The sequence below is a fragment of the Pseudomonas sp. ADAK13 genome (assembly GCF_012935715.1).
In the GTDB taxonomy this organism is placed as follows: domain Bacteria; phylum Pseudomonadota; class Gammaproteobacteria; order Pseudomonadales; family Pseudomonadaceae; genus Aquipseudomonas.
This window is the reverse complement of the sequence record NZ_CP052860.1, coordinates 2,950,191-2,961,870: the sequence shown is the minus strand read 5'-3', so window position 1 is coordinate 2,961,870 and position 11,680 is coordinate 2,950,191. Positions and strand designations below refer to the sequence as shown.

The 11,680-nt window shown below is 63.1% G+C and carries 6 protein-coding genes; all 6 read right to left on the bottom strand.

Annotated elements, in window-relative coordinates; translation table 11 throughout:
- Position 1 precedes the first annotated feature (1 nt).
- On the bottom strand, positions 2-493 hold the full coding sequence (locus HKK54_RS13710; RefSeq protein WP_010174161.1) for an OmpA family protein: 492 nt from the start codon (positions 491-493) through the stop codon (positions 2-4).
- Positions 494-497: 4 nt separating this feature from the next.
- The gene (locus tag HKK54_RS13705) at positions 498-1,766 is read right to left on the bottom strand and encodes a diguanylate cyclase domain-containing protein (protein ID WP_010174158.1); all 1,269 of its coding nucleotides are present in this window, start codon (positions 1,764-1,766) and stop codon (positions 498-500) included.
- A complete protein-coding gene (locus HKK54_RS13700; RefSeq protein ID WP_029616047.1) occupies positions 1,763-2,332 on the bottom strand; it encodes a YfiR family protein in 570 nt (189 codons plus the stop codon). Before HKK54_RS13700 ends, HKK54_RS13705 begins: the two co-directional genes overlap by 4 nt.
- A 161-nt stretch (positions 2,333-2,493) precedes the next feature.
- Complete coding sequence (recD, locus tag HKK54_RS13695) at positions 2,494-4,545, bottom strand: exodeoxyribonuclease V subunit alpha (protein ID WP_169387013.1); 2,052 nt, start codon at positions 4,543-4,545, stop codon at positions 2,494-2,496.
- The gene (recB, locus tag HKK54_RS13690) at positions 4,542-8,219 is read right to left on the bottom strand and encodes an exodeoxyribonuclease V subunit beta (protein ID WP_169387012.1); all 3,678 of its coding nucleotides are present in this window, start codon (positions 8,217-8,219) and stop codon (positions 4,542-4,544) included. The genes recD and recB overlap by 4 nt, the downstream gene beginning before the upstream one ends.
- The gene (recC, locus tag HKK54_RS13685; RefSeq protein ID WP_169387011.1) at positions 8,216-11,665 is read right to left on the bottom strand and encodes an exodeoxyribonuclease V subunit gamma; all 3,450 of its coding nucleotides are present in this window, start codon (positions 11,663-11,665) and stop codon (positions 8,216-8,218) included. The genes recB and recC overlap by 4 nt, the downstream gene beginning before the upstream one ends.
- Positions 11,666-11,680: the final 15 nt, after the last annotated feature.

Genomic DNA, 11,680 nt, shown 5'->3' with positions numbered 1-11,680 from the left:
CTTAGTCGGCAATCACCACAATCGACACCCGGCGATTCTCGGTGCGCCCCGCCGCTGTCGCGTTGGAGGCCACCGGCTCGCTGCTGCCCAGCCCGCGCAGCTGTACGTTTTCTTCTTTCATCCCGATGCTGGTCAGCACCTTGGCCACGCTTTTTGCCCGGCGCAGGGACAGTTGCTGGTTGTAGGTTTCCTTGCCCGAGGCGTCGGTGTGGCCGTCGACCCGCACCCGCTCAATGCCCACGCCCAGCAGCGCCTTGCCGATGCGCTGGACGATCTCGGTGCTGGGCCCATTCAGGCTTTCGACGTCGCTGCCAAACAGCACCTTGCCCGACAGGCCGAAGGCCCAGCCCTCGTCTGTCAGTTCAAAACCCTGTTGCTTGAGCACGGCAATTTGCGCGGGCGTCAGGCCTTTGGGCGGCGGGGTCTGGCAGCCCGTCAGGGCGAGCAAGGCCACGAGCAAGGTGATAAACAAAACGCGTGCGGTCGAAAACAAGGGATCAACTCCTGTGTTGAATGTTGACGGCGAGGGACTCCGACTCCGCCGTTTGCTGGCCACCTTGGGAAAGCCGTTTGGCCTGGTACATCGCCGCGTCGGCGGCATTGAGCAGGGTGCCCGGGGTGGCACCATGATCAGGGTAGACGGCGATGCCGATACTGAGTGAGGTCAATACCTGGGTGTCGCCGGGCAGAGGAATCGGTGCATCCATGCTGGCGATGATTTTGTCGGCGATGCGCTGGGCGTCCTCCAGCTTGTGCAGGGGCGACAGCAGGATCGCAAATTCATCGCCCCCCAAGCGGGCCACCAGATCGTCTTCGCGCAACTGCGCACGCACGCGCGCCGCCACCGCCACTAATACCGCGTCGCCGGCGGCGTGCCCGAAGTTGTCGTTGATGTCTTTGAAGCGGTCGCTGTCGAGGAACAGCACCGCCACTTTCTCGTTGAGTTTGGCGGCGCTGCGCAGGGCCCGGATCAATCGTCCTTCGAAGAACGCCCGGTTGGGCAACCCGGTCAGGCTGTCGTGGCTGGCCTGGTGGGCGAGGGTTTCGTTTTCACTTTGCAGGTGGGTTTGCCAGGCTTCCATCTCATCGAGCAAGGCGTTGAAGTCATTGCCCAGGCTGTCGAGCTCGGCGATTTGCGCCGGTGGCACGCGCCGGTCAAACGCCCGCTCGCTGCGGGCGGCGTGGGCCACCGAGGCCAGGCTGTGCAATGGCCCGGTGATGCCGCGCAACAGCCGTCGCGCCAGGAACAACGCGACCCAGGCGCTGAGTGCGGTGCACACCAGGATCCCGGCCAGCCCGCTGAGCAGAAAACGCAACAGGCTGCCGCCATGGCCGGTCAGGTGCACGCTGCCGATGACCTGGCCCTGGTGCAAAATCGGTTGGCTGATGGGTTGTTCAAGCAGGGCGTGTGCCAGGTGCAGCTCAATCATGGACAGCATCCCGGTTTCCGGGCGCTCCCAATGCGCCAACTGCTTGCCTTCAATGTTGAAGACTTCTGCCTCGGCCACTTCTTCCTCCGAGGCAATCACGGCCAAGGCTTCAGTCGCCGCGGCACTGTCGTTGAACACCACGGCCGCTTCCACGGTGTAGTTGATGGAACGGGCGATCAGGTGCAGGTTGTGGTCGGCATACACCCGCAGCGCCAGCACGCCAAGCAGCGTCAGGGAGATACTGGCCATGCTGACCGCCATCAGTGCCAGGCTCAGGTGCCCGCGACCAATCACCGAACGCAAGGTTGGGCGCACCGGCGCTTTACCGAACCTCATGACCCTGACGCTCGACGGCGGGACAGTTGCAGTACGCTCGGATGAATGCGCACACCGCTGCGGGCAACAGAGTCGAGGTTAACCTCGAACGACACCTGTTCATCGGCCACCCGCAAACAGAACAGGCTGCCCACGGTGCATTGGTCGCCGCCTTCGCTGATGCTGAGCACCGGATGGCCGATCAGTGACGCGAACAGGCGGCTGCGCTCGTCGCTGGTCAATTGGCCGATGTACACGGCGTCACAGGCATTGGCGATGTCCGGGTGGTCGGCCAGCAACCGTTGCACCACCACCGGACGGCCGGTGGCCTGAGTCGTGCCTTTGACCAGGTCATCGGTGTATTGGGTCGGCCCGACGATGCACAGGCGCAATTGCGCGGGCTCTACCGGCCAACGGGCATAACTGAGAATACCCAGGACGACCTGAGTGACCGACTTGGCCCGTTGATCGGCGATGCCGGCAGGCGGCTGGGCAAAAGCGAGAGGCGTGCATACCCACAGAAGCGCCAACAGCAGCATTCGTCTCCAGCTCAAACTTCGCTCTGTGGGCGAGACAGCCACGTTCATGCAGCGATTCTCTTTGATCTTCTCGGGATGATGCCGCAACGATAGCACAACGGCGGAAAACCCCCGAGGCGACACCTGGGAGGATTCCGACATTTTATTAAGAAAAATCACACATTTGGGTCAGAAAATTTAGATAACCCATCGGTCAGCTTATTCAGCGATCAAGTGCCCAGCTCCAGCATCAGCCCACTCAAGCGCTTCACCTTGCGACGCACCGCCTCTTCAAACACCCCGCCCCGGGGCTCGATCAGGCTGAACCAATCCTTGGCGCGGGTGATGCCGGTGTAGATCAGCTCTTTGGTCAGCACCGGGTTCAGGGCGTCCGGCAGGATCAGTGCTGTGTGGGTGAACTCCGAACCCTGGGACTTGTGTACCGTCATCGCGTACACGGTTTCCACATCGTTGAGCCGGCTGGGCAGCACAAAGCGCACACCGCCCTGGCCATCGTTGCGCGGGAATGCCACGCGCAGTACCTGCGGCCCGCCGTCGCTTTCCGGCAGTTTCAGGGCAATCCCGATATCGCCGTTCATCAGGCCCAGGCCGTAGTCGTTGCGGGTCATCAACACCGGGCGGCCTTCGTACCACTGCTGGTCGCTGTCGATCAGCCGGGCCCTGAGCAGCGCGGCGGTGATGCGCTGGTTTAAGCCTTCGACACCCCACGGGCCCTTGCGTACGGCGCAGAGCAACTGGAACGCATCAAAGGCTTTCAGCAGCTTTTGCGCCCAGACGGTCCAGGCTTCGTCGTCGCGGGGCGTGTCGAGGGACGGGCGCGCGGTCTGCAGCAGCTTCAGGTAATAGCGATAACCGTGGGCACCGTCGCCGTGACCGTCCAGCACCAGGCGCTCCAGGGCATGGTCGTGTTCGCCCTTGAGGCTGACGCAAAACAGGTCGGCGTGGCTGCGGGCCGCCAGCAGTTTGCGGGCCTGCTCGGCGTTTTGCTGGTTGACCCAGCGGGCCAGTTGGCCAATGCCGCTGCCTTCGCCAAACCGTCGCGAGTACCGCAGCATCACTACTTGTTGCGCCAAGGGATGGCTACCGTCGAGGTCTTCCTGCAGGCCGCTGGCGCCTAGGTCTTCGCCGCTGACCTGTTGCAGCCACTCGCGGGTTTGCGGGCTGTAGAAACCGGCTTCGGCGTCGCGGCACAAATCCCCCAGCACCGCCCCGGCTTCGACCGAGGCCAATTGGTCCTTGTCCCCCAGCAGCACCAAACGGGCATGGGGCGGCAAGGCGTCCAGCAGGTTGGCCATCATTTCCAGGTCGATCATTGAGGCTTCGTCCACTACCAGTACATCCAGGGGCAACGGATTACCGATGTGGTGCCGGAAATGTCGGGTACCAGGGCGACTGCCGAGCAAGCGGTGAACAGTGGTGACTTGGGTCGGGATCTTGTCCTTCACCGCGTCAGGCACTTTCAGCGACAGCACTTGCTGGCTGATGGACTCGGTCAGGCGCGCGGCCGCCTTGCCAGTGGGCGCGGCCAGACGAATGCGCAATGCGCTGCCCGCTTCCACCGCTGGCGCCTGCAACAGCGCGAGCAAGCGCACCACCGTAGTGGTCTTGCCGGTGCCCGGGCCGCCAGTGACGATGCTGAATGCACCGCGCGTCGCCAAGGCGCAGGCGAGTTTCTGCCAGTCGACAACACCGTCCGGCGGGGCCTGGTCGAACAGGCGATTCAGGCGTTCGGGCAGATCATCGGCGACGCTTTCGCGGGTGGCGAGTCGCAGACGCAGTGCGGTATCGATGCGCCGTTCGTAAGTCCAGTAACGGCGCAAGTACAGGCGTTTGCCCGACAGCACCAGTGGCCGGCTTTGCGCGTCTTCGCTGCCATCGACGGCCAGTGCCACCAGGCGGCTGGCGGCCAGGGCGTGGCACCAGTGGGCGCCGTCCAGGCCATCGAGCAACTGCGAGGGCAGCAGCATGGCTCCGGTGTGTGCATCGCCTTCGGGCGGCAGCGACAAGGCGAAATCCGGAGCCTTGAGGGTTTCGAACAGGTCAAGACACACATGGCCGTGACCGAGTTGGTGGCTGGTCAGGGCAGCGGCCAGCAACACCAAGGGATCGGCCTGCGGATCGAGTTCGTGGAGGAAGCCGACAAACGCCTTGTCCAGCGCCCGCAGCCAGCCGCGCTGCACCCAGAGGTCGAGCAATTGCACCAGGTCGGCGGCGCGGCTCAGAGGCGTAAGTTCCTCTAGCGGTAACGGCGACAGGCTCATAGCAGCACTCCTTGTTCCCAGGCGGGCTCGGCCTTGGGTGGTAGCGGTTTGCCCTGGAACAGCAGGTCCAGGCTTTCGATCAGTTCCCGGGGCGGCCGGGTGAAATACGCGCCCTGGCTCGCGGAATGGGTGCCGCGCAGGAACAGGTACAACGCGCCGCCGACGTGGCGGTCGTAGTCGTAGTCCGGCAGTCGCGCCTTGAGCTGACGGTGCAAGGCCAGCAGGTAAAGCACGTATTGCAGGTCGTAACGATGATCGAGGATCGACAGTTCCATGGCCTGTTGTGTGTAGGCCGAATCATCGGGGCCGAGCCAGTTGGATTTGTAGTCGGCCACGTAGTAGCGGCCCTCGTGTTCGAACGTCAGGTCGATAAAGCCTTTGAACATGCCGTTGAGCAGCACCGGCTCGGCGGCCACCCGCGACACGCCATTGTGCGTGTGCTGGCACACCAGTTTGTCGAGCGCGAGGACATCGACCTTGTGGCTGGCGAACCAGAACTCCATTTCGATCTGGTACTGCTGCAATTCGCTGAGGGCCATCTGCCCGTTGCCCACGGGCAGCCGCGCCTGCAACAGGTGCCCAAGCCAACCGGACAGCGTGCCGATCCAGCCTTCCCAACCGCGTCGGTTGCAGCGGCGAGCGACCGCATCTTCGATGGCATTCGGGGTGACATTGAAGCCTTCACCGCCCGCCCACTCCAGCAGGCCATGGAGGAAGGTGCCGGGGTTCGGTCCGCGTGGGAAACGGTGAATATCACCACCGGAAGCCGGCACTTCACGCGGTGCATCCGGGTCGAGGCGCTCGTCGTCAAACAGCTTCTGCGCTTGTGGGCTTTCCGGCGCTTCGAGACTGGTCGCGCTCATGCTTTCACCGATACGCAGGGCGCTGTAGGACGCGATCCACCAGTTTTCTGCCGCCTTGCGTTTGGGCATCAGGGGCGCAAGCAAGGTGGCTTCGTTGCGCGGCGGGTGGAATACCACCGCTTCGGCTTCGGGCATTTCTGCGTAATGCAGTGCCGGGCAACCTTCCTGCAAGTCGAACAGCCAGCGCGCCAAGCCAGCGGATTCGCCCAGTGAAGCACCGCCGCCAAGCAAGTAGCCCAGGGCCGACAGGTGCAACACCGAGCTGTTGTTATTGCCGCGCTTCAGGTCGGCGATGCCTAGCCAGCAAGCGTGTTTGGCGCGGGTCAGCGCCACGTAGAACAGGCGCAGGTCTTCGGCCAGGCGCTCGTCGTCGGCTTGGGCGATCAGCTCGGCGGTGGGCCTGAGGCTGACCTGGGATTTACCGTTTGCGTCGTGGTAATGCAACGGCAAGCGGCTGCCATCCACCGGTTTTGCCGAGCAGATAAACGGCAGGAAGACCAGGTCGTATTCCAGGCCCTTGGACTTGTGGATCGTCACCACCTTGACCAATTGCTCATCGCTTTCCAGGCGCAGTATCTGCTCTTCACCGGCCTGCCCGGAGAACGCAAGATGTTCGGCCAGGTGGCGAATCAGTGCCTGTTCACCGTCCAGTTCCGCGGCCGCCTGTTGCAGCAATTCGCAGAGGTGCAGCAGGTTGGTCAGTACCCGTTCGCCATCGCTGCGGGTGATCAGGGTTTGCGGCAATTTGAAGTCGTGCAGCAGGCGCCGCAGCATCGGCAGCACGCCTTGGGTGCGCCAGATCGTGCGGTAGTCGCGGAACTGCATTACGCGCTTTTCCCACGCCAGTTCGTCCTGGTTCAGACGCTCCAGTTCCGGCAGCGACAGGTTCAAGGTGACGCAAGCCAGGGCGGCGCGCAGCGGGCGCTCGACGTCCGGCTCGGCGCAGGCCTTGAGCCAGGCCAGCAGGTCGTGGGCTTCCTGGGCGGCGAACACCGAGTCTTTATCCGACAGGTACACGCTGCGCACACCACGGGCCGCCAGTTCACCGCGCACGGCTTGGGCTTCCTTGCCGTCACGCACGAGGATGGCGATGTCTGACGGCAGCACGCCTTTGAGGCTACCGTCTTTGCTCAGGAATCCGGCAGTCCCCTGCTGTCCGCCATTGAGCAATGCAACGATTTGACTGGCGCAGGAACCGGCCAGCTGTTGGCGGTAGAGCACGCCGGATATGGGCTGGTCGGTGGGCAGGTGCCAGAGGTTCAGCGCGGGCAACGTCTGACCGTTGACCTGCAGTTGTTCCTTGCGGCCCTGGGACAATACTGACTGGAACGGCACCGGATTCGTCCCGTCCGGTTCACGGAACAGGAATGCGCCACGGCCTTTTTCTGCGCGCTGGAACACATGGTTTACCGCCTCGACCATGGCGTGGCTCGAACGGAAGTTGGTGCCCAGGGTGTGATGGCGGCCGGTAGTGGATTGCCGTGCACGCAGGTAGGTGTAGATGTCGGCGCCACGGAACGCGTAGATCGCCTGCTTCGGATCGCCGATCAGGAACAGGCCGCTGTCGAGGTGGTTTTCTTCGATGCGGTAGATGCTGTCGAAGATGCTGTATTGCACCGGGTCGGTGTCCTGGAATTCGTCGATCAAGGCGACCGGGAATTGCTCGCGGATCACGCTCGCCAGACGCTCGCCGCCGTCGGCCTGGAGCGCAGCGTTGAGGCGGATCAACATGTCGTCGAAACCCATTTCGGCGCGTCGGCGTTTTTCTTCTTCGAAGCGTTTTCCCACCCAGCCGGCGGCGTGTTGCAGTACGGCAGCATCGGGAGTGGGCAAGGCGTCGAGGCTGGCCTTGAGACCGGCCATCGCGTCGATACCGGGGTGGTGCGGCGGCTCGCCTTTCCAGGCTTCGGCCATGCCGTCGGGCGTCAGGCGGGTGAAGCCGGTGCCGATGTCCAGTTGTTCGAGTGATTCGTCAGCGGCCCAGGCGCTGATTTTTTCGAACCAGGGCTCGAAGTAACGGGCTTGCATCTTGCGGCCATCGACGGCTTTAGCCGCGACGGCTTGCAGGCAAATAGTGCGCAACTCTTCTGCCCATTGTTGCCAGGGAGCCTTGAGCGCGACAAGGGCTTGGCGGCGTTCCTGTAGGCATTCGTTGATCAGCTCAGCGGGGTTACGAGCTTCATCCGTGGGCCGCTCGCTGCCGAACAGCGCGCGCACCCGTGGCATCAGGGCTGCCGGGCCGCCCCAATTGTTGCGCACCCAATTCAACGCATCGTCGTGCATCGGGTAGCAGAACAGCCGCCAGTAGTCGCGCAGCACTTCGCCGAGCAGGTCGCTGTGGTCGGTTTCCAGGGTTTGGGTGAACAAACTGCCGCTGTCGAACGCGTGTTCGCGCAGCATGCGCTGGCACCAGCTGTGGATGGTCGAAACGGCGGCCTCGTCCATCCATTGGGCGGCGATGTCCAGGCGATTGGCGCAACCTGGCCATTGCTCGGGGCCATATTGGTCGCGCAGTTCGGCGATCAGTGCGTCGGGTTCTTCGATTTCTTCGCGGAAAAAACGCGCGGCTTCAGCCAGGCGGATACGGATACGTTCACGCAGCTCTTTGGTGGCCGCGTCGGTGAACGTCACCACAAGGATTTGCGGCGGCAGCAACTCGCGGCCGAAGCCCGCTTCGTCACCGCCATGGCCGAGTACCAGGCGCAGATAAAGCGCCGAGATAGTGAACGTCTTGCCTGTGCCGGCACTCGCTTCAATCAGTTGACTGCCCTTGAGCGGGAACGCCAGGGCCAGGGGTTTTGTGCTGCTCATGCGCCGGCCTCCGCGCTGGTGAGTGATCGCCAGGGGGCATTGACCAACGGTCGATACAGCGTTTCACACCAGCCTTCGAACTCTTCGCTCGCCATCAGCGCGGCATAGTCGGGAAACTGGCGGGTGAGCGCGGGGCTTTCACGGCGCTCGCCGTCGGTGGTTTGGCCGTCGCCTTCGTAGGCTTTGCTGGCGGCAGCGTGGGCTTTGACCGGGTCGGTTTGAGAGAGCCAGGCGAAAGCCGTCTTGACGGCGATTGGCAGTGGCTCACTCATGCCGGTTTTCCACGCGAGCAGCAGGTTGCCGAGGAGTTCCTGGGCGGTGGCTTGCTCCAGCGGGCCCAATAGTAGGGTGTCGTCGCTGGCGACCAGGCCGGTGCTTAACGGCAGCCCGCAAGCACAGGCCACCAGGTGGTTCACCCACGGGCGAATCAGGCGGTGCCACTTGCGGGTCTTGATCGAGCCAATGCTGTTGGGGATGGCGGTGACACTTAGAAAGCCGCCGTCGCTACGTTGATGCAGGCCGCTGATCCAACCGTCCAACTGAATGCCTTGATGCTCAAAACTGATCGGTTCAGCACTGGCATAGGGCGTGGGCCAGAGCGCCAGGAGTTGCTGGTAACGCTGCAGCAGATCTGGCAACGGCTCGATAAGTTCTTTGCGCAGGCATTCGCCGAAACCGACCATTGGCAACAAGCCGCTGCCTTGCAGGCGCAGGGCTTGGGCGTTGAGGGCTTCGTCGGGATTGTCAGGCCGGGTCAGCGCGGCGGCGAGCAGGCTATCGCTGAGGCTGTAGCGCTGCAGTGCGTCCAGGACGAAGGGTTCTTCATCTTCCAACGGGACTTCAGCGGCTTCGAAAAATACTTTCAGGCGCTGACTGAAGAAGTGTTTGACCGGGTTGCGCAGGAAGTCCTGCAACTGGCCGAGGCTCAGCGGTTCTTCCTGGGTGTAGGGTGCCAGGCTGCCGGTATCGGGGAGGATGCCCGGGGTTGCATGGAGCAACTGCCATTCGCGGGCGTAGCTGAACAGCTCGTCACCTTCATGAAAGTAGCGGGCGCTGAAGGGTTGGAGCGGGTGTTCCTGGGTGGTGGCTTCCAGGAGCGGCTCACCGTTTGTGGTGTGCCAGCCGCTGGCGATGTGGTCACGCAGTTGGCCGATCAGGACGGACGCCGGGCGATCACTGTTGTCGCGGATACTGCGGCCGACCCAACTGATGTAGAGCTGGTCGCGAGCCGAAAGCAGGGCTTCAAGCAACAGGTAGCGGTCGTCTTCGCGGCGTGAACGATCCCCTGGACGGTAGTCGCTGCCCATCAGGTCGAAGTCCAGCGGCGGTTGAGCGCGCGGGTAGTCGCCGTCGTTCATGCCCAGCAGGCACACCAGCTTGAACGGGATCGCGCGCATGGGCATCAGGGTGCAAAAATTGACAGCCCCTGCAAGGAAGCGTTGAGACAATCGGCCCTGGTCGAGACCGGCCAGCCAGGCCTCGCGGACTACGGTGAGGGGTAACTCGTCGTGCAGGCCGACGGACTCACAGGTCTCCAGCCAGGTTTCTCTCAGTTGCTCAAGCTGACCCAACAGGTAGTCGTCATGTTCGTTGCTCGGGAGGAAGAACAGCTGCATGAGGTTCTGCAGGCGCTCGCCCCACTCTCTCGGCGCGGCGGGTTGTGACAGAGCCTGGTGGGCGTCGTGCAGTGCGTCGAGCAGTGCAACCAGCGGGCCGATCAGTGCCGCGTCGAGGCCGCCGATTTCATCATAGGGCTCAATGCCGTCGCAGGCAGAACCGGTGCCGACGGCGTAACCCAGGAGCATGCGGCGCAGGCCGAAACGCCAGCTGTTTTGCTCCAGCTCATTGGGCAAGCCAAGGCCGGCGCGCTGTTCGGCGTTGAGGCCCCAGCGGATGCCGGCGCCTTCGATCCAGCGGTGCAGGGTCGGCAGGTCGCGCTCCTTGATGGCGAAGCGTTCTCGCAGCGCCGGGACGTCGAGCAGGTCGAGGATTTCACTGACCGGGAAGCGGCTGTCGGGGAGTTTGAGCAGGTGCTCGACGGCAATCAGCAATGGGTCACGGCCGCGCTGGCCTTGGTCTGTCAGCGTGAAGGGGATGAAGCGTAGGTCGCTTCTTTCAAGCTGGCCGAATACGGCGCGAATGTGCGGCGCGTAACTGTCGACGTCGGGGACCATGACGATGATGTCGCGCGGGCGCAGCGTAGGGTCGGCGCTGAAGCGCTGGAGCAGTTGGTCGTGGAGGATTTCCACTTCGCGTTGGGCGCTGTGGGCAATGTGGAAGCGGATGGAGGTGTCGCGCTTCAGGTCGACGCCTGGCCAGCGTTCGCGGGTTTCGTTGAGCGGGCGCAGTTCGAGGATGTCGTCCTGGAGCTGGTTGAGCAAGGTGGTGGGCTCGCTCTCACTGAACAGATCGATGCGACCGTCGCGGAACGCCGAGCGGTAACTGTTGGGGTCGTCGTAGCTGTCCAGCAGGTTGATGTAGTCGCGACCTTGTTTGCCCCAGGCAGCGAGCAGCGGATGGGCGTGCTGGTGCAGGGTCTGCGGGTCAATGGTGACGGGCATTCCGGCTTTGCGAGCCTGGCGCTTGTATTCGTTTCGGAGCAGGTCTTTGTCGGCAACGATGTCGGACCAGTGGTGGCGACATGGATTGTGCACGCACAGCAGGACTTGGCTGAAACGGGCGAGGCCGGCGAGTGCTTCCAGGGCTTGGGCTGGCAAGGAAGAGATGCCAAAAACGATTACTCGGGAAGGCAGGCCAGCGGGTGCTTGTTCAAGGGTGTTGATGCGCTCGATAAAGCGCTGGTGAACACCTGCGCGACTCTGGGCCATGCCCTCCTCCCCGACATCCAGCAGCAGCGCCCGCCATAGTTCGGCTTGCCAGCAGTTGGCCGGGCTCAGGGGTTTGGATTCGCCTCGACCATTGCGCAATTGATGGCGGCCCGCAGCCCAGTCTTCCAGCCAGTCAGCGCGGTAAACCTGGTATTGGTCGAACAGGTCAGCCAGACGCTCCGCCAGTTGGTAGCGTTTGCGCAGATCAGTGTCATCAGTCAGGAAACGCTGCAGGGGCTCGAAGTGCGGCTGGTCGATCAGCTCGGGAAGCAGGCGCATGAGGCGCCAGGTCAGTGGGGCTTTATCGAGCAGGGACTTGGGGGGAATCTCATCTTTGCCCAGGACCATGCGATAGAGCTGCCACATGAAGCTGCCAGGAAGTTGCACGTCGATTGCTGCGGCGATGCCACAGCCGCCCATGTCGTCATCTTCAGGGTCTTCGGCCAGCGCCAGTTTGAGCCATTGGGCAATGCCATTGCTTTGTACCAGAGCGATTTCGTTTTCCAGGGGAGCCAGCGGATAACGGCGCATCCAACTGACGACCAGGCTGCGCAGCTCATCCAGGCGGTTGCCGTGAACCACCATGAATCCAGCACTGAGGGACGTCGCATCCGGCATAACGGCTTCCTTGGG